Here is a 21195-nt window from a genome sequence, read left to right on the forward strand (position 1 = left end):
GCGGACAGTGACTTTTGCCCGGTGATTGCACTGTCTCGTTGCGTGCCGCTAACGGTGACAAAGAAACCGGCATCCAAACGATTTTTGACAAGGACAAGGTGACGGCCGATGTGCAGGCACAGGTGCAGATCACCCAGACCTTCAGCCAGCAGGCGCCGCTGGCGGTGGCCAACTATGCGGCCAGCCAGATGCAGCCGATTACCGATGCCGACAAATACCTCGGCCTGAAGGAAAAGCAAGCCCTCGCCCCGGACAGCTTGACGGCACAGCAGCAAGAACAGCTCAAGCAGATGGAAGCCAACGGCTATACCGTGGACAAAGCCACGGCCGATCTGAACAACCCGCAGTATCAAGCCAACTACGACACCTGGAAGGAAGGCGGCACGGGGCGGGTGATTGCGCACACGGTGATGGGGGCGCTGGGTGGTGGGGTCAGTGGTGCGCTGGGCGCCGCCGCCGTGGCCAGCGCGGCGCCGACATTGAACGAGCTGCAAACCAGTCTGCAGACCGGTCTGGTCAGCGCTGGCCTGCCGGCCAGCGTGGCCCAGGGGTTGGCGACTGTGGCGATGCAGGGGGTGGCGCTTGGCGTGGGTGCGGTAGCCAGTGGCGGCAGCGTGACGGGTGCGACGACTGCACTGGGGGTGGATGCGAATAACCGGCAGTTGCATCCGGTGGAAACCAAACTCATCAAGGACAACGCCAAGCGGTTTGCCCAGACGGTCTATGGCACGAGTAACCCGACAGCCGCTCAGGTTGAGGCGGCCACCGCCATGCTGGCCAATACAGCGCAAAACCAGCTGGACAACAACATGGACGGGAACGTGCCGTATTTCAAAGCGGCAAATGACTTTCTGCAGACGCTCAAGGTTGAGTACATGCAACAGAACGGCACACTGACCCTGGCGGGCACCGAAGGCCAGCAACAACTGTTCTATGCCACCGTCGAGCAGAAGAACCAGCCCCGGTTGAACCAAGGTTTGGCAGATCCCAAGATCACCAACCTGATCGTCAAGACACCGCTGGCTTCAGCAAAGACCAATAGCAGCAGCGGTCCCACGCCGAATGCCAACGGCTGTATCACAGCGGAATGCGCGGCAGGCGTATTGCCCACTGCAAACGACAACCGCACAGGTTCGCAGATCGACGCCAGCCTGGACCGCACAACGACCAATATCGCCTTGACGCCCGCCGTGCTGGCCGCAGGCGTAGCGGCGGCACCGACAACGCTGCTGGGCTCGATGGCGACGGGCGCCGCCTTGGCCGGTGGCAACAACGTTGCGGTGCAGCTCATCACCACTGGTACGGTGAATCCCACGGAAGCCGTCATAGACACCGCCGCGGGCGCCGTGCTGGGGGCCGTGGGGTATGGGGTGACTGTGGGAATCAGCAATTCTCTGAATGGGGCGGCCGTGGCGGCGGAGCAGAAGGTGATCAATGCGGCACGCATAGAAAACAACGTCCGCGCCGATGACACCTTGCAGTACGTCAACAACACGGCCCCCATAAACGTACCGGCAGTCGTAACCCGCAGTGACAACAACTTTGCTGCTACGACCAACGATAAAGGTGCGCTGAAAGCCTTTATCAACGAACAAGGTGATCTGGTGTCTGCTAACCCAGCAGGGACGGGGAGCATTCAAAGCCAAGTGCGGGGCGGCAACTCGCAGAATAGCTCTCTGATCTCCACTACTGATCCAACTTCAGCAGAAGCACCGAAGGTTTACGGTTCGCAGAAAATCGAAATTGATACGCGTAATCTGCAGCGTGATGTCAACTCGGGGCAGGCAGCTCAAAATATTGAAATCATCCCGCCCAGCACAGTGCAGGAGGCATTAGAAAACAGAGTAGCGGAGGCCCAACGGCGGTTTGATAACAATCCGTCAAAAAATAACAGTGATAGCCTTAAAAGAGCAAGGGACGATTTAGCAAATACCCAGCGCGACGGTGAGTGTCTGATTTCCCCTTGCATTCCTAGCACCTATATCAAGATAACGAATGGGACGACACCTACGCCGGCAGTAATAGCACCTGCCACGCAGAAATAATGGAAAAAACATGAACAAAGAAACCAGTGATCTGCTGTACACCTTACCCCAAGGTTTACCAAGCTACGCGAGCGATTTGACGGACCTCGATGAAGCAGACATTCCACAGGATCGAATCCCCAAACTCAGGATTCTTTTAAAAGACGCAAACGAGTACATCGCCTTGGAAGCTGCGCGGCTTTTGTGCAGCTGGGCTGACGATGAAGGTTTTGACTTCATTCAGCGCTTTGTATGTGATCGCGAGCCATTGGCTGAGAATTGGATGCCACATCGGCTGCGAGTGTATGACGACACTTATAAACATTTACTAGATGCATTAATTCGCTATTGGGCAAAAAACTCAGATAACGGCAATGGAATTACCGCAAGGAAAAAAATCGTACGTCCGGTGTCACGAATTATTATTTTTTCAAACATCAATCAATTTGAGATCAAAAGAATTTTCTGGCTTATCGAAGATGAGGGATTCACTGAATACATTCCTGAACTCAAATCCCATCTCACCGAAATCCTCAAGAACCCTGAATTCCACCATTGGAAGATAGGCGACTGCGCACACTTGCTGCAAAAGTTCGATCCCGAATTTGTGACCAAAACGCTGGCCGCCCACGGTAAGACGCTGGCGGACTATCCGGTGCAGTAACTCCGAACACCTGCCACCACCCCAACTAAGACAACAGGAAACGAACAATGATGGCCCGCACCCAACTGCTCGCCGCTCTGCTCACAGCGGGCTCCATGCTATTAGGCGGCTGTGCCAGCACGAGCGGCAACCTGCCGCCTGTCACACAGCAACAACGCCTGGCTGCTATGGCGCCATGGGCTGCAAAAGGCAACTTGGTGGCGATCGAAGTACCGAGTACATCCAACCCACTCTCTAATCAAATGGCCATCGCCGCGCTGAAGGCAGGATCTTCCTCCAATGCAGCAGACCAAATTGTGCAAATACTGCGCACTGGGTCGGCTACGACCTTGGCGGTCATGGGAAGCAGCGTGGCGATGAATGCAGCCACCGTACAAGCGGCCTTGCGAGACATGGCCAAGTCTGGCGGCAAGACTCGCACGGCACTGCTGCTGGTAGGCGCTCCAGAGGACATTACTGCGCTAAAAGCGGCCGCCTCAGCTGCACAAGTACAACTCGATATTGCACCGACACCATAAATTGGGTGGCAGCGTCAACGCCTGGTGTTCCTCGGGGTGGTTCACCACTTTTTGAGCAATTTTTCGTCGCAACTTAAAGAGAATCGAACCATTACGCTTATCCCATAAGCACCAAAAGCTATCAATTATGCAGCACGCAATGCGAATCTGACCACGTCGGTCTCGCCCCTACCGCCCCTCCAACTTGAACTGCGACACCACCTGCACCAGGTCAGCAGCCTGGTTTTGCAAGCTGCTGGCGGCGGCGGCCATTTGCTCTACCAGGGCGGCGTTTTGCTGGGTGGCCTGGTCCATCTGGGTGACGGCTTCGCCGACCTGGGACACGCCGGTGCTTTGCTCGGTGCTGGCGGCGCTGATCTCGCCCATGATGTCGGTGACGCGGCGGATGGAGTTAACCACCTCGGTCATGGTGGCGCCGGCCTGGTCGACCTGGGCCGTGCCCTGGGCCACGCGCTCCACGCTGGTGCTGATCAGGGTCTTGATTTCCTTGGCGGCTTCGGCGCTGCGACCGGCCAGGCTGCGCACCTCGCTGGCGACCACGGCAAAGCCGCGGCCTTGTTCGCCAGCGCGGGCGGCCTCGACGGCAGCATTCAGCGCCAGGATGTTGGTCTGGAAGGCGATGCCATCGATCACGCCGATGATGTCGGCAATCTTTTGCGAGCTGTCGTTGATGCCCTTCATGGTCTCTACCACCTGGCCAACCACGGCGCCGCCTTGGGCGGCCACGGTGGAGGCGCTCATGGCCAGCTGATTGGCCTGGCGCGCGTTGTCGGCGTTCTGCCGCACGGTGCTGCTCAGCTCCTGCATGGAGGCCGCGGTTTCCTGCAGGGCGGCGGCCTGGTTTTCGGTGCGCGAACTGAGGTCGTGGTTGCCTTCGGCAATTTCGGCGCTGGCGGTGGACACGCTTTCCGAGCCCTGGCGCACGCTGCTCACCACCCGCACCAGGTTGGCCTGCATGTCTTGCAGGCTGGTGAGCAGCTGGCCCACTTCGTCGGTGCTATGGGCCTGGATGCGGCCGGTCAGGTCGCCCGCGGCCACCTGGCGGGCTGCGGCGTTGGCTTCGGCCAGCGGACGGGTGATGGAGCCGGCCAGCCACCACGCGCAGACCACGCCAAACAGCAGGCTGGCGGTGCCCACGGCTATCAGCAGATTGCGGCCCTGGGTGGTGTTCTCGGCGATGCTCTGGGCTTGCTGGTCAATGTCTTTGCGCTGGGCGCTCATCATGGCGTCCAGCGCATCCAGGTAGGCCTTGCCGGCGGGAACGAATTTTTGCTCCAGCATCTGGTTGGCCTCGTCGGACTTGTCTTCCTTCTTCAGCGCCGATACCGCGTCGCGGGCGGTGACATAGCTTTTGCGTGCCTCGCCGACGGCGGCAAACAAGGCCTTTTCTTCGTCGGTTTTCATCAGCGCTTCCAGGGTCTTCTGGGCCTTGCTGGAGCGCTCGCTGGAGGTGGCGGCGTCTTGCGCGAAATAGGTCGCCAGCGAAGGATCGCTGCTTTTGGCGATGGCGGTGGTGCGGCGCACACTGGTGTGGATGTCGCGGTACCAGTCGCTGACCAGGCGCTCGGTCTGGATCGGGTTGCCCAGGATGTATTCGGTCGCGTGGGCCGAGGTGTTGAGCTTGGTGATGCCGACCAGCATGGACACCAGGGACAGCAGCAGAATCAGCGCAAAACCCAGGCCAAGGCGTTTGGTGATGGAGAGGTTGGATCGGTAAGCGGACATGGCGACTTGTCTCCTAGGGTGGGATGGCTGGAATCAACACGCTGGCGCAATAGGTAGCGCCCTGCGGCACTGCATCCAGCCCATGTATTAAATCGGCATCCTGCGCATATTTCTACAGCGCCAGCAGCTATTTTTTCAATAGCACCTAGGGTTGACCCTGAGCTTGAACCTGGGCTTGGGCTTGGGTCTGGTCCACGTTCTCCGCGGCCTGGGTTTGCCGCGCCTGCACCACCACGCAGTGGATGAACTGCAGCTTGGCGACCACCGGCGGGGTCAGCACAAACGGGTAGAAGTCGTGCTCGCCCATGCTGCGCGACATCTCGTTGAGCACGCCGGTCAACTCGACCCAGGCGTTGGCGATGTGCAAGAAGCTTTCGGCCCCCGGGTCGTCGGGCCGCCACAGGGCGTCGCGGGTGAAGGGGGCGTAGGGCAGCTCCACGTCTTTCGCATCCAGACCGAAGCGCATGGCCGTGCCCAGGGTGTCGACCATGTGCAGGTAATGGGCCCAGGTTTCGGCCCAGTCCTCCCAGGGGTGCGAGCTGGCATAGGTGCTGACGAAGCGCTGCGCCCAGTCGGGTGGTGGGCCCTGGGTGTAGTTGCGGTTCAGGGCCTCAGCGTAGTCGGCGCGCTCGTCGCCAAACAGCGCGCGGTAGTCGTCCAGCCAGAGCGTGTCGCGCACCAGCCGGTCCCAGTAGTAGTGGCCGACCTCGTGGCGTAAATGCCCGAGCAGCGTGCGGTAGGGCTCGCCCATGGCGTTGCGCACCTGTTCGCGCCGGGCGTCGTCGGCCTCTTCGATGTTCAGGGTGATGATGCCTTCGTCGTGGCCAGTCAGCACCGGCTTGTCGGGGTGCGGCTGCAAGAAGTCGAAGGCCACGCCCTGCGCGGCGTCGGCGGTCATCTTGGACACCACCGGCAAGCCCATGGACAGCAGCTGCGCCACCAGGTGGCGCTTGGCGATCTCCAGCGCGCGCCAGGCGGCCAGGTTCTGCGGCTGCGACAGGTCGGGCACCGTGCGGTTCAGGCTGCAGGCCAGGCACACCGAGCCCGGAGGGGCATTGCCTGGCACCAGCCAGTTGCAACCCACGGCATCCAGATTGGCGCAACGCTGGTAGTGCCCGCCCTGCGTGTCGTGCCACAGCGCCCATTGACCGGGCTGGTCTGGCACCGGCACCAGGGACTGCAGCCGCGCGCTGTCGACCTCGTAGCCCAGGGGCGCGCCACAGGCCAGGCAGACGCTGTTGCGGAAGAAGATCGGCCGGCCGCATTGGCACAGGTAGGCGCGCGAGGCGCGGACCATGCCGTCGGCATCGGGCACGGGGGTCCAAAAGCTGTCATAGCTGTTGAACGGGCGGAAAACGGGAGAGGTAAAGACCATGGCCCCAGTCTATGCGCAGCCGGGTGACGGCAATGTGTCTTGTCACACATAGCGCCATCTGGCCCCGGTAGATTCCCTATGCAGATGGCACGGGTTTTGCAATATCGTCGGCACTTCTTGACCATTTGGTCAGGATTTGGACGCCCCCAGCCAATTCCGGGCGTTGCGTGCTGCAAATTGGTGCAGCCTGCGACGCCTGTAGACCCAGCCACAGGAGTTACCGTGCCAGAGACTTCCTCCACCGCCGCGCCGGACATCCGCGCCGGCCGCCTCAGCGCCGCGCAGTACGCGCAGCATTTCGCCGACGCCACGCCCCCCCTGAACGCATCCCAGGCCATGCTCGAATCCGAGCGCTGCCTGTACTGCTTCGATGCACCCTGCCAAACGGCCTGCCCTACCGACATCGACGTGCCCAGCTTCATCAAAAGCATCTCCGATGGCAACCTGCGCGGCGCGGCACGCACCATCCTGGAAGCCAACCCGCTGGGCGGCATGTGCGCCCGGGTCTGCCCCACCGAGGTGCTGTGCGAACAGTCGTGTGTGCGCAACACCCAGACCGACACGCCGATCCAGATCGGCCGACTGCAGCGCCACGCTGTCGACGCGCTGATGGCCAGCCCCCAGCCGCAGCTGTTCACCCGCGCAGCCCCCACCGGCAAACGCATCGCCGTGGTGGGCTCCGGCCCCGCCGGCCTGGCCTGCGCGCACCGCTTGACGCGACTGGGCAACGATGTGGTGATTTTTGAAGCCAAGCCCAAGGCCGGCGGCCTGAACGAGTACGGCCTGGCCAGCTACAAGACGGTGGACGACTTCGCGCAGAAGGAAGTGCAGTGGCTGCTGGAGATTGGCGGCATCACCATCCAGAACGACTGGCGCTTTGACGGCGCGGCCTCGCTCGACAAGCTGCAGACCGAATACGACGCCGTGTTCCTGGGCCTGGGCCTGTCCAAGGTGCAAGCCCTGGGCGTGCCCGGTGAGGCACTGGCAAACGTGCGCAACGCGGTGGACTTCATCGCCGAGTTGCGCCAGTCGGCCGATGTAGCGACCGTGCCGATTGGCCACAACGTGGTCGTCATCGGCGGCGGTATGACGGCGGTGGACGCCGCCGTGCAGGCCAAGCTGCTCGGTGCCAAGGTGGTGCACATGGTGTACCGCCGCGGCGTGGAAACCATGGGCGCATCGGCGGCAGAGCAAGAGTGGGCGCAAACCAACGGCGTGGTGCTGCACCAGTGGATGGCGCCGGTAGAGATTCTGGGCGCCAACGGCCATGCCACAGGCGTGCGCTTTGCGCAGCAGGCGCTGGTGGACGGCCAGCTGCAGCCCACCGGCCGCGAGCTGACCTGGCCCGCCGACATGGTGTTCAAGGCCATCGGCCAAAAGCTGGACGACAGCCCGCTGCAAGCCACTGGCCTGGCCCTACAAGGCGGCCGCATCGTGACCACCGAAGACGGCAAAACCAACCTGCAGGGCGTATGGGCCGGTGGCGACTGCCGCGCCGGCGGCCGCGACCTGACCGTAGAAGCCGTAGAGCACGGCAAACGCGCCGCTGAAAGCATGCACAAGGAATTGAACCATGGCTGATCTGTCCACCACCTTTGCCGGCGTGAAGACGCCCAACCCCTTCTGGCTGGCCTCTGCGCCGCCCACCGACAAGGCCTACAACGTGAACCGCGCTTTCGAAGCCGGCTGGGGCGGCGTGGTCTGGAAGACGCTGGGCGAGGCCGGCCCGCCGGTCGTCAACGTCAACGGCCCGCGCTACGGAGCCCTGCTGTCGAATGACCGGCGCATGCTGGGCTTCAACAACATCGAACTCATCACCGACCGCGACCTGGAACTGAACCTGCGCGAGATCACCGAGGTGAAGCGCCTGTGGCCGGACCGCGCGATGATCGTCTCGCTGATGGTGCCCTGCGTCGAAGAATCCTGGAAGGCCATCCTGCCGCGCGTCGAAGACACCGGCGCCGACGCCATCGAGCTGAACTTCGGCTGCCCGCACGGCATGAGCGAGCGCGGCATGGGCGCCGCCGTGGGCCAGGTGCCCGAGTACATCGAGATGGTCACCCGCTGGTGCAAGCAGTATTCCAAGCTGCCGGTGATCGTGAAGCTCACGCCCAACATCACCGATGTGCGCCTGCCGGCCCGCGCCGCCCAGCGCGGCGGTGCCGATGCTGTGTCTCTCATCAACACCATCAACTCCATCATCGGCGTCGACCCAGACACGCTGATGATGAGCCCGGTGACCGGCGGCATGGGCTCGCACGGCGGCTACTGCGGCCCGGCGGTCAAACCCATCGCGCTGAACATGGTGGCCGAGATCGGCCGCGACCCGCAGACCCGCGGCCTGCCGATCAGCGGCATCGGCGGCGTGGGCAACTGGCGCGACGCGCTGGACTTCATCGCGCTCGGCGCCGGCACCGTGCAGGTATGCACCGCGGCCATGGTGTTTGGCTTCAAGATCGTGCAGGAAATGGCATCTGGCCTGTCGGACTACATGGACAGCAAGGGCTTCAAGAGCCTGGACGACTTCCGCGGCGCGGCCCTGCCCACGGTGAAGGAATGGAAGAACCTGAACCTGAACCACGTCAGCAAGGCAGTGATCAACCAGGACTCGTGCATCTCCTGCGGCCGCTGCCACATCGCCTGCGAAGACACCTCGCACCAGGCCATCACCAAAATGAAAGACGGTGTGCGCCACTTCGAGGTGATGGAAGACGAATGCGTGGGCTGCAACCTGTGCGTCACCGTCTGCCCGGTGCCCAACACCATCAGCCTGCGCGATCTGCAGCCCGGCGAAAAAGACTTGCGCACCGGCCTCATCGTGAGCGATAAACATGCGGATTGGACCACCCACGCCAATAACCCCATGCGCGCCTCTGCTTAGGCATAAAAAGTGCCTCTAGCGCACATTCCACCTGCGCAAGCAGCTATTTAATCAGGAGCAACCATGTCCAGTGTTTTGATCCGAGGCGGCACCGTGGTGAACGCCGACCGTGCGTTCCGCGCCGATGTCCTGTGTATCGACGGCAAGATCGCCGAAGTCGGCGACAACCTGGCAGCACCTGCGGGCGCCCAGGTGGTGGACGCCGGCGGCCAGTATGTGATGCCCGGCGGCATCGACCCGCACACGCATATGCAGCTGCCGTTCATGGGCACGGTGACCATGGACGACTTCTACAGCGGCACGGCGGCCGGCCTGGCCGGCGGCACCACGACCATCATCGACTTCGTGATTCCTTCGCCCAAGCAACCGCTGATGGACGCCTACCGCACCTGGCGCGAATGGGCCGAAAAGTCCGCCGCCGACTACAGCTTCCACGTTGCCGTGACCTGGTGGGACGAGAGCGTGCACCGCGACATGGGTACCTTGGTGCAGGACGAGGGCGTGAACAGCTTCAAGCACTTCATGGCCTACAAGAACGCCATCATGTGCGACGACGAAACGCTGGTGAACAGCTTCAAGCGCGCGCTGGAACTCGGTGCCATGCCCACCGTGCACGCCGAGAACGGCGAGCTGGTCTACCTGCTGCAAGCCGACATGAAGGCCAAGGGCATCCTCGGCCCCGAAGGCCATCCGCTGTCGCGCCCGCCGGCCGTGGAGGCCGAGGCCGCGCAGCGCGCCATCGCCATCGCCAATGTGCTGAACGTGCCGATCTACGTGGTGCATGTGTCGTGTGCCGAGTCGGCCGAGGCCATTGCCCGCGCCCGCGCCGCCGGCCAGCGTGTGTACGGCGAGGTACTGGCCGGGCATTTGACGGTGGACGACAGCGTGTACCGCAACCCGGATTTCGCCTACGCCGCAGGCCATGTGATGAGCCCGCCGTTCCGCAACAAGACCAACCAGGACGCGCTGTGGCACGGCCTGCAGGCCGGCCATCTGCACACCACGGCCACCGACCACTGCACCTTCTGCGCCGCGCAAAAAGCCGCCGGCAAAGACGACTTCAGCAAGATCCCCAACGGCTGCGGCGGCGTGGAAGAACGCCTGGCCGTGATCTGGGACGAAGGCGTGAACACGGGCCGGCTCACGCCCAGCGAGTTCGTGGCCATCACCTCGGCGAATGCTGCCAAGCTGTTCAACATCTACCCGCGCAAAGGCTGCGTGGTGGCCGGCGCCGATGCCGACCTGGTGGTGTGGGACCCAGCGGGCACCAAGACCTTGTCCGTCAAGACGCAGAAGTCGTTGGGCGACTTCAACATCTTCGAGGGCCGCACCGTCACTGGCGTGCCCAGCCACACGCTGAGCCAGGGCAAGGTGGTCTACGCGAATGGCGACCTGCGCGCCGAGCGCGGCGTTGGCAAGTACGTGAAACGCCCACCGTTTGGCCCGCAGTTCGACGCGCTGGCCAAGAAGACCGCGCTGCATGCGCCCCACCCCGTCAGCCGTTAATTCTGGAGCCGCCATGGACACCGCACTTGCACCTCTCTCTGAAAAAATACAGGCCCTGCGCATCAACGGCCCGCGCCTGTGGGACTCGCTGATGGAGCTGGCCCAGATTGGCGCCACACCCAAGGGCGGCGTGTGTCGCCTGACCCTTACCGACCTCGACAAGCAAGGCCGCGACCTGGTCACACGCTGGGCCACAGAGGCCGGCATGACGGTCACCATCGACAAGATCGGCAACGGCTTCATGCGCCGCCCGGGCCGCAACAACAGCCTGCCACCCATCATGACCGGCAGCCACATCGACACCCAGCCGACCGGCGGCAAGTTCGACGGCAACTACGGCGTACTTGCCGGCATCGAGGTGGTACGCACGCTGAACGACCACGGCATCGAAACCGAGGCACCCATCGAAGTCGCGTTCTGGACCAACGAAGAAGGTTCGCGCTTTGTGCCGGTGATGATGGGCTCGGGCGTGTTCGCCAAGGCCTTCACCTTGGAGCATGCCTACGCCGCCACCGATACCGAAGGCAAGAGCGTGCAAGGCGAGCTGGAGCGCATAGGCTACGTCGGCGAACAAGAGCCCGGCGACCACCCGATTGGCGCCTACTTCGAAACCCATATCGAGCAAGGCCCGGTGCTGGAAGACAACGACGTGACCATCGGCGTGGTGCAGGGCGTGCTGGGCATCCGCTGGTTCGACTGCACCGTCACCGGCATGGAAGCCCACGCCGGCCCCACGCCCATGGCGCTGCGCAAGGACGCGATGCTGGCCGCCACCCACATCATGCAAGACGTGGTGGCCGCCGCCCACCGCCACCCGCCGCACGGCCGCGGCACCGTGGGCATGGTGCAGGTGTTCCCGAACAGCCGCAACGTGATACCCGGCCGCGTGAAGTTCAGCATCGACCTGCGCAACAGCACCGATGCGTTGGTGGACCAGATGGCCGACGAAGTCAAAGCCCTAGCCGCCAAAGTGGCGCAGGAGCACGGCGTGGACGTGAATATCGAACTGGTGTCCAGCTACAACGCCATCGCCTTCCACAAGGACTGCATAGACGCCGTAGCCCGCGCCGCCAAGAACCTCGGCTACTCCAATATGCCCGCCGTGTCAGGTGCCGGCCACGATGCCGTCTACATGGCCAAGCTGACGTCGAGCGGCATGATCTTCATCCCGTGCAAGGATGGCATCAGCCACAACGAGATTGAAGATGCGAAGCCGGAGCACATTACCGCGGGGTGCAATGTGCTGTTGCATGCGATGTTGGAGCGGGCTGGGGTGGTTTGAGCGACTGACTCGCTGTTAAGCCTAACAAGCGGACGTCTTGGGACAAACCAACCTCTGACGCCCGTACTTATTGCGCAAGAAGCTCCTAAATCAGGAGCATTTCTTGTCAGTCACTCGGGCATTCGGCGGCCCTTGCCCTCACCAAGCCCGCAGCTCCTGCAGCAACCCCGCCTTCACATCCGCGCTCGCAAAGCTAGCCTCAATCGAAGTCCGCGCCACAGCCCGCGTCACTTCATCCGTCCACCCGAACGCCTGCCGACACAGCGCGTATTCACCCACCAGACTCGCACCCAACAGCGCCGGGTCATCGGTGTTGACGGAGACGCGAACGCCCGCCTGTCGCAGCCGGTCAATCGGGTGCACTTCAATCGACGGATAAACCCCAAGCACCAGATTCGACGTAGGGCACACGCCCAGCGGTATCTGCCTATCCGCCAGCATCTGCACCAGCGCCGGGTCTTCGGTGGCGCGCACGCCGTGGTCGATGCGATCGGCGCCCAGCAGGTCCACGGCGTCCCACACGCCTTCGGGGCCGCTGGATTCGCCCGCGTGCACGGTGCGGCGCAGGCCGGCGCTGCCGGCCTTGCGGAAGGCTTCGGCAAACCGGGGGCCGGTGCGGCCGGCGGTGGCTTCGTTGCCGTCTACCGACAGCGCCACCACACGCGGATGGCGCAGAGTGGTGAGCGTGTCCACCAGCTCAATGGCGGCGTCGGCCGACTGGGTGCGCAGCAGGCTGACGCACAGGCCCACACCGGGCAGGCCGTCCTGCTCGGCCGCGGTGAAGCCCGCGTCGATGGCATCAAGCATGGCGCCCAGGCGGCCGTGCCAGGCATGCCAGTGCGTGGGGTTGAAGATGACGTCGGCATAGCCCGTGCCGTTGGCCGCCAGCCGCTGGCTGAGGCCGTAGCTCAGCTCCACCAGACGGTCTTGGGTGCGGGCCAGGCCGCAGGCCAGATCCAGAAAACCCAGAAAGTCCGCCAGTCCCGAGAACTTGAACAAGTCCTGTTGCGGGCGAGGCAAGGCCACGCCTTCGGTGTAGGCCCACTGCGCGATCAGGGCGGCTTCAAAGCAGCCCTCCAGATGCAGATGCACTTCGGCCTTGGGCAGTGCCTTCAGGCGAATCTCTTCAGCGGATGGCGAAGGCAGGTTCATGGTTTGGCCTGGGCCAGGCAATGTGCGACGACGGCATTGGCATGGCCGTGGCCCATGCCGTGCTCTGCCTTGAGCCAGTTGACGATCTCCATGTGCTTCTTGCCCTGCTGCTGGCGCACCAGGCCGAACCAATGGTCCATGGGGTGGCCGTAGGTCTTCTCGATGGAGGGGAAATACGAGGCCGGGCCTTTGACTTTTTCGGGTGCTGCCATGGTGAACTCCTTGCCATAGGGATGGGGACTGCTGTACGGTGCCAGCAAGATGCTAACCGGGGCGCATTACGGAGGATTCACGTAAAACAAGCCTCTGGTGCATGCCGCACCTGCAGCAACAGCTCCTTATTCTGTAGCAAATCCAAGGCCGCTGCACTTTCTGCACCACCATCTTGCGCCCGCCCATTCGTCTCTTTGAAAACGCCTATCCGATGCATAAATTTTATTGAGTTCTGAAAGTCATAGTAATTAATTACCATGCTTGCTCGTGTCAAATCTCTGCGGCACGATGTGACAAGAAACCTCGCCATCCCATCGACAAGACAAAGGAGCTCCCCATGTCCACTGAAGCCAAATGCCCCGTCCACCATGCTGCCGGCGGCGGTACGACCAACAAGGATTGGTGGCCCAAGCAAGTGCGGGTTGATTTGCTGAACCAGCATTCGAACAAGTCGAACCCGCTGGGCGAAAAATTCAATTACGCCGAAGAATTCAAGAAGCTCGATTACAAGGCGCTGAAGGCGGATCTGGTCAAACTGATGACCGACAGCCAGGATTGGTGGCCGGCCGACTTCGGCCACTACGGTCCACAGATGATCCGCATGGCCTGGCACAGCGCTGGCACCTACCGCACCCAAGACGGCCGTGGCGGCGGCGGTCGTGGTCAACAACGCTTTGCGCCCCTGAACTCCTGGCCCGACAACGTCAACATCGACAAGTCGCGCCGCCTGCTCTGGCCCATCAAGCAGAAGTACGGGCAGAGCATCTCCTGGGCCGACCTGTTCATCCTGGCCGGCAATGTGGCGCTGGAGTCCATGGGCTTTCGCACCTTCGGCTTTGCCGGTGGCCGTGAAGACGTGTGGGAACCCGATATGGACGTGAGCTGGGGCGCAGAGACCGCCTGGCTGGCGGCCGACAAACGCTTCAGCGGTGGAGGGGACCGCAACAAGGGAGAGGGCGAGCTGAACAGCAACCTGGCCGCCACCCACATGGGCCTGATCTACGTGAACCCCGAAGGCCCGAACGCCAGCGGCGACTACCTGGCCGCGGCCAAAGACATCCGCACCACCTTCAGCCGCATGGCGATGGACGATGAAGAAATCGTCGCCCTGATCGCCGGTGGCCACACCTTTGGCAAGGCGCACGGCGCAGCACCGGAGTCGCACAAAGGCGCAGAACCCGAAGGCGCGGGCATCGAAGCCCAGGGCCTGGGCTGGAACAGCAGCTTTGGCAGCGGCCACGGCAAAGACACCGTGTCCAGCGGCCTGGAAGTTACCTGGACCACCACCCCGGCGCAGTGGGGCAACAACTTCTTCGAAAACCTGTTCAAGTTCGAGTGGGAACTGACCCATTCGCCCGCCGGTGCCAAGCAGTGGGTAGCGACCAACGCACCAGAGATCATCCCTGACGCACATGTAGCGGGCAAGTTCCACAAGCCGACCATGCTGACCACCGATTTGACGCTGCGCTTCGACCCGGAGTTCGGCAAGATCTCCAAGCGCTTCCACGAAGACCCACAGGCCTTTGCCGAAGCCTTCGCCCGCGCCTGGTACAAGCTGACGCACCGCGACATGGGCCCGAAGGCGCGCTACCTCGGCCCCGAAGTGCCCCAGGAAGACCTGATCTGGCAAGACCCGTTGCCCGCTGCCACCCTGCACCCGACGGAGGCAGACCTTGCCGACATCAAGGCCAAGATCGCGGCTTCGGGCCTGTCGGTCAGCCAGCTGGTGTCGGTGGCCTGGGCTTCGGCCTCCACCTTCCGTGGCGGCGACAAGCGCGGCGGTGCCAATGGCGCGCGCCTGGCCCTGGCTCCGCAAAAGGACTGGGATGCCAACAAGATCGCCGTCCAGGCCCTGCCCAAGCTGGTCGAGATCCAGCAGGCATCCGGCAAGGCATCGCTGGCCGACGTGATCGTGCTGGCAGGTAGCGTGGGTATCGAGCAGGCGGCCAAGGCGGCGGGTGTGGCGGTGGAGGTGCCCTTCGCGCCCGGCCGCGTCGACGCCACGCAAGCGCAGACCGATGTCGAGTCCTTCGCCGTGCTCGAGCCACTGGCCGACGGCTTCCGCAACTACAAGAAGGGCCCCATCGGTGTCGCGACCGAAGCCCTGTTGATCGACAAGGCCCAGTTGCTGACCTTGACTGCGCCCGAGCTGACCGCCCTGGTCGGCGGCCTGCGGGTACTGGGTGCGAATGCCGATGGCAGCCAGCACGGCGTGTTCAGCGACCAGGTGGGCGTGCTTAGCAACGTGTTCTTCGTGAACCTGCTGGACATGGGCATCACCTGGAAGGCCGTGGACGCGGAAGGCGAAGTGTTCGAAGGGCGGGACCGCAAGACCGGCCAGGTGAAGTTCACCAGCACCCGCAACGACCTGGTCTTCGGCTCGAACTCGGTACTGCGCGCCTATGCAGAGGTGTATGCCAGCGCGGACGGCCAGCAGAAGTTCGTCGCCGATTTCGTCGCCGCCTGGACCAAGGTGATGAACCTGGACCGCTTCGACCTGGCATAAGCCCCCAGGCTGAAAGGCCGACTTCAGCAGCCCCGGATGGAGCCCATCGCTTGCTTCATCCGGGGTGAATTGGGGTGCTGGTGGCGTGGGTCCATCTCGAATTTGGAGCGCCTTTGCATGGAGGCAAAAACAAAATCCCCGGGCATGGATATGGCCGGGGATTTTGCTTTTGGGATCACAACCTTTGTGGGGTCGAAGTGCTCGGTTCTGGCTTGTGGCCAGAGTGGCTGGGGTCTGTGGATTGCAGAGACTTCAGTGTAGGCCAGGGCCGCGGGCAGAATATTGCGTTATCGCTGCTGAATTCTGGTTTATTGGCATAATCTGCCAATATTTAAGAAAATCAAGGCATCCACATGGTTTTAGACCGCTACGACAGGCAAATTCTGGAAATTCTGCAGGTCGACGGCCGTGTCAACAACCAGGACCTGGCCGACCGCATTGGCCTGTCGCCCTCACCCTGCCTGCGCCGGGTGCGGGCGCTGGAGGAATCGGGCCTGATCCTGGGCTACCGGGCCTTGCTGGATGCCAAAAAACTGGGGCTGTCGCTGATGGCCCTGGTGCATATCTCCATGGACCGCCACACGCCCGAGCGCTTCGCCAACTTCGAGGCCTCGGTGGACGTGTTGCCCGAGGTGCTGGAATGCCTGCTGATCACCGGGCAGGACGCCGACTACCAGGTCAAAGTGTTCGTACGCGATATGGACCACTACCAGGACTTGCTGCTCAACAAGCTGACGCGCATCGAAGGCGTGACCGGCGTGCATTCCAGCTTTGTACTGCGCCGGGTGGTGGACAGGACGGCGCTGGCGCTGGCCTGAGTCTGCAGCAGGGGCGCGCTACCCGTGGTCCGGTAAAGCCGGTTCCCACCGGAGGTTCAGTCGCTACCATGGTTTTAAGCAAACTAATCCTCTAACGTAGGCAATATTTGCGCTAATAGCTCTTTATTTTGTAGCAAAGAGCTTGCGCCCATGGGCCAGCAATACAATTAAAGGCGCTTTGGAAAAGCTGCCGCACAAGCACCGCGGTGGCTTCGATAAGGTGGCCATGATGTGAGCGGCGATGTTGACCTGAGTGCACAAACCATGAAACTGCTGCGGCTACCACAATCAAAAGTGCAACTTGGCGTTGCGCTGCCGTGGAATGTGCGCGATGAAAATACCAACCTCTTGCTGTCCAAAGGGCACGTCGTCGAAAACGAGTACCAATTGGAGGCCTTGCTGGAACGCGGGGCGTTTGTGGATGCCGAGGAGGTCAAGGCCAGCAGCCGGCCCACGGGCGCCGACGCGGACCCGAGTAAAACCGTGGTTGCGGTCCCCAATTTGTTCACGCTGTGGGAGCGCACCACCGCTGAGCTGCAAAAGCTGGTTTCCAACGTAGCCCAGTCGACCGATTTCTCCACAGAGACGGATCAATTTGCACGGCATATCGTGGAATTGATAGACGCCGATCCCGACATCTGCATTTACCGCATGGTGCGCCAGGAAAACACGCAGGCTTTTTACTATGGCTATGCCCACGCCGTGCATGCAGCAGCGCTTTGCGTCCTGCTGGCGCGGCGCCTGAATTGGCCCGCTGAACAGATGATGAGCTTGGTCAAAGCCGCCCTCACCATGAACATGACGATTCTGGACCTCCAAGGACAAATGGCGGCCCAGGACCACCCGATGCGCGACAAACAGCGCGCAGCGATCCAAAGCCACCCCAGGCAATGCGTGGAACTGCTGGAGAAAGCCGGCGTCACCGATGCGCACTGGCTGGCCGCCGTGGCCCAACACCATGAGCGCAGCGATGGCACGGGCTATCCCGCGGGGACCAGCGACATCAATGCGCTGGCCAGCGCCCTGCGATTGGTCGATATATTCGTGTCGAAAATCAGCCCCCGAACGATTCGTCCGGCCCTGGCCGTTCCAGAGGCCATCCGCCAGTTGCTGCGCGACGACCGTGCCAACCCGCTCGCGACCGCGCTGGTCAAAGAACTTGGCATGTATCCACCGGGCGAGTTCGTCAAATTGGCCTCGGGCGAATTGGGCATCGTGGTCAAGCGTACCGACAGTGTGCGTGCCCCGATTGTTGCCACCATCACCGACACCAACGGCAAGCCCATCGCGCGCACCGTGCGCCAAGACACGGCACAAGCCAGTTACGCGATTGTTGGCAGTGCAACGGACAAGGCCATGCTGGCGCGATTGCCACCGGAGAGGTTGTATGGCTTTTCCACCGTCCAAACCCCTCAAGCTGCGCTGGATCCCCGGCTGGGCTGATATGCCACCGGGGCCAGCGCAATCGCTGGCTGTTAGCCCAGCGCCAGTTCGGCCAGCTTGACCGCCCCCTCAAAACTCCGAGCGCCGCCGATGAACAGGTTCAGGTGGCAGAACACGCTGTCGGGCACGCCGGTCACTGCCGCCAGTTCCTGGTCGCGCAGGCCGGCCCAGCTGGCGGGCAGGTCCATGCGGGTGTCGAAGGAGCCCACTTCCGCCGGCACGGTCTTGATCTGGTACTGGTTGCCGTCGGAATCCGGGTAGATCACAAACATCACCTCGGGCATTTCGTCCACCACCACGCGGGTCCAGGGCATGCCGCCCTCGCGCAAATGCAGCAGCTTGCCGCCCAGCAGGCGGGGCGCCTGGCGCACGATGTCCATGGCGCGGATCTGCGCCACCTTCTTGCTGATCGCGTGGTCCAGAAACTTGCGCGTGATGGCGATGGCCTCGCGGAAGCGGGTTTCCAGCAGTTGGGCCTTGGCGGCCAGGTCCAGGCCCTGCTCTTCCAGCCAGTGCGTGTTCAGCTGCGCGACCAGGCTGGACAGGCCGAAGATGCCGGGCGCCACGTCGCCCTGGCCGGTGTCGACGATGTCCAGGTACTGCACCAGCGAGTGGTCAATGGTGTTTACCACGCTGGCCACGGCGGCCTCGTCCAAGCTGTGGCCATGGGTCTGGGCCCAGGCCTGCACATAGGCGGCACCAAAGGCCGACCAGACCAGGCCGGCACTGGCATAGCCCACGCCGGGCACGATGGCGCCATCGACCAACCGCGGCGGGCGCGCGCCTTCAAAGCCGCGCTGGTGGTGGTCGAAACGGCCGCTGGCCGCATCCCAGGTACCGCCCACGTCGACCACAAAGTCGGCGGTAGCGATCAAGGCCTTGTCGCGGGTGCGCAGCAGCGTATGCGATGGGAAAACCCCCATCAAAACGCCGACGCCAAAAACGTCGTCGGCATGGAAAGTGCCACTGTGCGTGGCTATCGTGGTGTGGGTCATGGGCCGATTTTAATGAAAGCCCGTCCACGCGCATGCCCGGAATTTATAGAAAATCGGCCTCAGGCGCAGGTACTACCTGCGCCAGCAGCTATCAAAATAATAGTATTTCAGAGGACTGCCTCCAACACCGGGGCGGCCGGCTCCGCCACCGGCCGCCAGCCCAGCGCCGGCGCGATGGAGCGCAGCACGTCGTGCAGGATTTGCGCGTAGTCCTGCGGCGCGAAGTCATAGGGCAGCTCCAGGCGCAGCTCGCGCACCAGCGGCAGCACCGGGTCCCGGCGCAGCTGCTCCAGTATCTCGTCGCTGCTGCCCACCAGGTCCGGCGCAAACAGGGTGCGGCGCTCGCCCTGCGGCTGCAGGGTGCGGGCCTTGCGGCTTTCGGCATAGGCGCGGTAGCGCTGGCGCGTGGCGGCGTCGGCGCTGTCCAGCGGCACGATGACGCGGCCCAGCGCGATGCGGGGCGTGTAGTCGGCCGTCCAGTGCTGCTGGAACAGCGCCACGTGGCCGCGCTGGGTTGCGTAGAAATCGTCCGAAGTCTCGCCGGTATTGATATTGCCCAGCAGCAAGTGGAAGCCGTTGCGCCCCGCCCATTCCACCGAGCGGCGCGAGCCGCCGCCGTACCACAGGCGTTGGTCCAGGCCCGGTGCCCAGGGGTGCAGGCGCGCGCGCTGCGGCCCGGCAGGCGACGGGATCAGTGCGTTCTCGTCGCCGATCCAGCCGCCTTGCAGATTGCCGCGCAGACGGGCGACGCGCTGGTGGGAGTAGTCCACGTCCTTGGCGTCGCCGTCCAGAAAGCGTTCGCCCAGCAGCGGGCCGTACGGCGGCGCGCCGGCGCTTAAACCGACGTGCAGACGGCCGCGCGACAGCACGTCCACCGTGGCCAGGTCTTCGGCCAGGCGGAACGGGTTCTCGTAGCCCATCTGTATCACCGCCGTGCCCAGCGCGATGCGGCGCGTGCGCTGGCTGGCCGCGGCCAGGAATACGCTGGCCGAGGACACGGCACGCTCCAGGTGCCGCTGGCGCACCCAGGCGTGGTCGTAGCCCAGGTCTTCGCCCTGCTGGAACAGCTGCAGGCTCTGCTCCAGGCCGGTGTAGGGGTCGGTATCGGTGTAGTTGCCGGGGGTCAGAAAGCCGAGTTGCTGGATCGCCATATTCAGAACTTCGGCAAGCCCGGCGGATTGGTTTCGGCCTTCGGCAGTGCCTCTTCGGCCAGGCTCCAGCGGGCCAGCGCCTGGGCGTATTTGCCGTTCTGCACCAGGCTGTTCAGCGCCTGCGTCAAGGCCGGGGCCAGGCCGCTGTCCTTGCGGGTGGCGATGCCCACGTCGGAGCGCAGCGGCCAGCCGGCATTCACCGTGCCGACCAGGCGGGTCTTGCCGTCGCGCGCGGCCACATAGGCCTGTGGCCCATTCGGGTTGAAGTTGGCATCGGCCCGGCCCGACACCAGGGCCAGCGACTGCACCTGCGGGTCGTCGTAGAACTGCAGCTCCAGCGGCTTCAGGCCGGCGGCGACATTGCGCTTGTTCCATTCCAGCAGGATCTTTTCCTGGTTGGTGCCCGAGCCGGTGATGATGCGCAGGCCGGCCACATCCTTAGGCTCCTTGATGGACTTGACCGCGCTGTCGTTGCGCACATAAAAGCCGTGCAGGCCCAGGCGGTACGAGGAGAAGTCGAACTTCTCCTTGCGCAGCTCGGTCACGCCGACGTTGGAGATCACCGCATCCACCTTGCCGGATGCCAAGGCCAGCGGCCAGTCGGCCCACTGGGTGGGCACCAGTTCCAGCCTCAGCCCCAGCGTCTGCGCTACCAGCAGCGCCACCTCGGGGTCGGCGCCGATGATGGTCTTGCTGTCGCTGGCGTAGCTGGAGATGGGCAGGCCAAACGGGTTGATGCCCACGGTCAGCACGCCTTCCTTCACCCATTTGTAGTCCTTGGGCAGGGTGGCTGCGGCGGTCGCATCCTTGCTGGTGCTGGTCCGGCCCGCCTGCTCGGGGCTGAGGTCAAAGCTGCTGGCGGCCACGGCCGGCAAGGCCAGCAGCGCACAGGCCGCCAGCGCGTTCAGAGTTCTTAGGAATCGCATAGAAGCCATCGTTAAA

The 21195-nt window shown here is 63.2% G+C and carries 17 protein-coding genes; 10 read left to right on the top strand and 7 right to left on the bottom strand.

The features are described from left to right. Positions 1–38 precede the first annotated feature (38 nt). From J2X19_RS15570 to J2X19_RS15580, 3 genes are read left to right on the top strand one after another with little or no spacing between them, the layout of a single operon-like run. Complete coding sequence (locus tag J2X19_RS15570; protein ID WP_310374594.1) at positions 39–2045, top strand: hypothetical protein; 2007 nt, start codon at positions 39–41, stop codon at positions 2043–2045. Between the two features lie 10 nt (positions 2046–2055). Then, positions 2056–2688: a hypothetical protein gene (locus J2X19_RS15575; RefSeq protein WP_310374596.1), complete on the top strand. Its 633-nt coding sequence runs from the start codon at positions 2056–2058 to the stop codon at positions 2686–2688. Positions 2689–2738: 50 nt separating this feature from the next. Continuing rightward, positions 2739–3206 carry a hypothetical protein gene (locus J2X19_RS15580; RefSeq protein WP_310374598.1) on the top strand — a complete coding sequence of 156 codons (468 nt, stop codon included), beginning with the start codon at positions 2739–2741 and terminating at the stop codon, positions 3204–3206. A gap of 168 nt (positions 3207–3374) precedes the next feature. Here J2X19_RS15580 and J2X19_RS15585 read toward each other — a convergent pair whose 3' ends face one another. Further along, positions 3375–4931, bottom strand: coding sequence for a methyl-accepting chemotaxis protein (locus J2X19_RS15585; protein WP_310374600.1), 1557 nt, complete (start codon positions 4929–4931; stop codon positions 3375–3377). A gap of 145 nt (positions 4932–5076) precedes the next feature. Then, positions 5077–6306 (bottom strand): zinc-binding metallopeptidase family protein, encoded by a 1230-nt coding sequence (locus tag J2X19_RS15590; RefSeq protein WP_310374602.1) that lies wholly within the window; start codon positions 6304–6306, stop codon positions 5077–5079. Between the two features lie 222 nt (positions 6307–6528). Here J2X19_RS15590 and J2X19_RS15595 point away from each other — a divergent pair, with 222 nt between their 5' ends. The 4 genes from J2X19_RS15595 (at position 6529) to J2X19_RS15610 (ending at position 11975) form a co-directional block, all read left to right on the top strand. Next, entirely contained in the window at positions 6529–7887 is a 1359-nt protein-coding gene (locus J2X19_RS15595; protein ID WP_310374604.1) for an NAD(P)-dependent oxidoreductase, read from the top strand. Then, complete coding sequence (gene preA / locus J2X19_RS15600; protein ID WP_116608364.1) at positions 7880–9187, top strand: NAD-dependent dihydropyrimidine dehydrogenase subunit PreA; 1308 nt, start codon at positions 7880–7882, stop codon at positions 9185–9187. Before J2X19_RS15595 ends, preA begins: the two co-directional genes overlap by 8 nt. Positions 9188–9250: 63 nt before the next feature. Continuing rightward, positions 9251–10693, top strand: coding sequence for a dihydropyrimidinase (gene hydA / locus J2X19_RS15605; RefSeq protein ID WP_310374608.1), 1443 nt, complete (start codon positions 9251–9253; stop codon positions 10691–10693). Between the two features lie 13 nt (positions 10694–10706). Beyond that, positions 10707–11975 (top strand): Zn-dependent hydrolase, encoded by a 1269-nt coding sequence (locus J2X19_RS15610; protein ID WP_310374610.1) that lies wholly within the window; start codon positions 10707–10709, stop codon positions 11973–11975. Between the two features lie 138 nt (positions 11976–12113). On the opposite strand, the gene add is transcribed toward J2X19_RS15610, so the two are convergent. Both add and J2X19_RS15620 read right to left on the bottom strand, forming a co-directional pair. Next, positions 12114–13127 carry an adenosine deaminase gene (gene add / locus J2X19_RS15615; protein ID WP_310374612.1) on the bottom strand — a complete coding sequence of 338 codons (1014 nt, stop codon included), beginning with the start codon at positions 13125–13127 and terminating at the stop codon, positions 12114–12116. Then, positions 13124–13339: a DUF4287 domain-containing protein gene (locus J2X19_RS15620; RefSeq protein ID WP_092757518.1), complete on the bottom strand. Its 216-nt coding sequence runs from the start codon at positions 13337–13339 to the stop codon at positions 13124–13126. The genes add and J2X19_RS15620 overlap by 4 nt, the downstream gene beginning before the upstream one ends. A 338-nt stretch (positions 13340–13677) precedes the next feature. Between J2X19_RS15620 and katG the strand changes: the two genes are divergently transcribed. From katG to J2X19_RS15635, 3 genes are all read left to right on the top strand, one after another. Continuing rightward, a complete protein-coding gene (gene katG / locus J2X19_RS15625; protein ID WP_310374615.1) occupies positions 13678–15846 on the top strand; it encodes a catalase/peroxidase HPI in 2169 nt (722 codons plus the stop codon). 353 nt (positions 15847–16199) lie between these two features. Continuing rightward, positions 16200–16664 (top strand): Lrp/AsnC family transcriptional regulator, encoded by a 465-nt coding sequence (locus J2X19_RS15630; protein WP_310374617.1) that lies wholly within the window; start codon positions 16200–16202, stop codon positions 16662–16664. A 231-nt stretch (positions 16665–16895) separates the two neighbouring features. Beyond that, positions 16896–18107, top strand: coding sequence for an HD-GYP domain-containing protein (locus J2X19_RS15635; RefSeq protein ID WP_310374619.1), 1212 nt, complete (start codon positions 16896–16898; stop codon positions 18105–18107). A gap of 32 nt (positions 18108–18139) precedes the next feature. Here the strand turns inward: J2X19_RS15635 and J2X19_RS15640 are convergent, their stop codons facing one another. The 3 genes from J2X19_RS15640 to J2X19_RS15650 all read right to left on the bottom strand — a co-directional run bounded on the left by J2X19_RS15640 (position 18140) and on the right by J2X19_RS15650 (position 21188). After that, positions 18140–19102: an MYG1 family protein gene (locus tag J2X19_RS15640; protein ID WP_310374621.1), complete on the bottom strand. Its 963-nt coding sequence runs from the start codon at positions 19100–19102 to the stop codon at positions 18140–18142. A gap of 107 nt (positions 19103–19209) precedes the next feature. After that, on the bottom strand, positions 19210–20253 hold the full coding sequence (locus tag J2X19_RS15645) for an LLM class flavin-dependent oxidoreductase (RefSeq protein ID WP_310374623.1): 1044 nt from the start codon (positions 20251–20253) through the stop codon (positions 19210–19212). A 2-nt stretch (positions 20254–20255) separates the two neighbouring features. Further along, a complete protein-coding gene (locus tag J2X19_RS15650) occupies positions 20256–21188 on the bottom strand; it encodes an ABC transporter substrate-binding protein (protein ID WP_405048671.1) in 933 nt (310 codons plus the stop codon). Positions 21189–21195: the final 7 nt, after the last annotated feature.

The sequence above is a fragment of the Rhodoferax ferrireducens genome (genome assembly GCF_031458075.1).
GTDB classification, from domain to species: Bacteria; Pseudomonadota; Gammaproteobacteria; order Burkholderiales; family Burkholderiaceae_C; genus Rhodoferax_B; species Rhodoferax_B ferrireducens_A.

Bases quoted from the DNA above. Each gene is read 5' to 3' on its own strand.
- J2X19_RS15585 (WP_310374600.1), bottom strand. From the start codon at position 4,931: ATGTCCGCTTACCGATCCAACCTCTCCATCACCAAACGCCTTGGCCTG.
- preA (WP_116608364.1), top strand. From the start codon at position 7,880: ATGGCTGATCTGTCCACCACCTTTGCCGGCGTGAAGACGCCCAACCCC.
- hydA (WP_310374608.1), top strand. From the start codon at position 9,251: ATGTCCAGTGTTTTGATCCGAGGCGGCACCGTGGTGAACGCCGACCGT.
- katG (WP_310374615.1), top strand. From the start codon at position 13,678: ATGTCCACTGAAGCCAAATGCCCCGTCCACCATGCTGCCGGCGGCGGT.
- add (WP_310374612.1), bottom strand. From the start codon at position 13,127: ATGAACCTGCCTTCGCCATCCGCTGAAGAGATTCGCCTGAAGGCACTG.
- J2X19_RS15645 (WP_310374623.1), bottom strand. From the start codon at position 20,253: ATGGCGATCCAGCAACTCGGCTTTCTGACCCCCGGCAACTACACCGAT.
- J2X19_RS15640 (WP_310374621.1), bottom strand. From the start codon at position 19,102: ATGACCCACACCACGATAGCCACGCACAGTGGCACTTTCCATGCCGAC.
- J2X19_RS15630 (WP_310374617.1), top strand. From the start codon at position 16,200: ATGGTTTTAGACCGCTACGACAGGCAAATTCTGGAAATTCTGCAGGTC.
- J2X19_RS15650 (WP_405048671.1), bottom strand. From the start codon at position 21,188: ATGGCTTCTATGCGATTCCTAAGAACTCTGAACGCGCTGGCGGCCTGT.
- J2X19_RS15590 (WP_310374602.1), bottom strand. From the start codon at position 6,306: ATGGTCTTTACCTCTCCCGTTTTCCGCCCGTTCAACAGCTATGACAGC.
- J2X19_RS15580 (WP_310374598.1), top strand. From the start codon at position 2,739: ATGGCCCGCACCCAACTGCTCGCCGCTCTGCTCACAGCGGGCTCCATG.
- J2X19_RS15620 (WP_092757518.1), bottom strand. From the start codon at position 13,339: ATGGCAGCACCCGAAAAAGTCAAAGGCCCGGCCTCGTATTTCCCCTCC.
- J2X19_RS15575 (WP_310374596.1), top strand. From the start codon at position 2,056: ATGAACAAAGAAACCAGTGATCTGCTGTACACCTTACCCCAAGGTTTA.
- J2X19_RS15610 (WP_310374610.1), top strand. From the start codon at position 10,707: ATGGACACCGCACTTGCACCTCTCTCTGAAAAAATACAGGCCCTGCGC.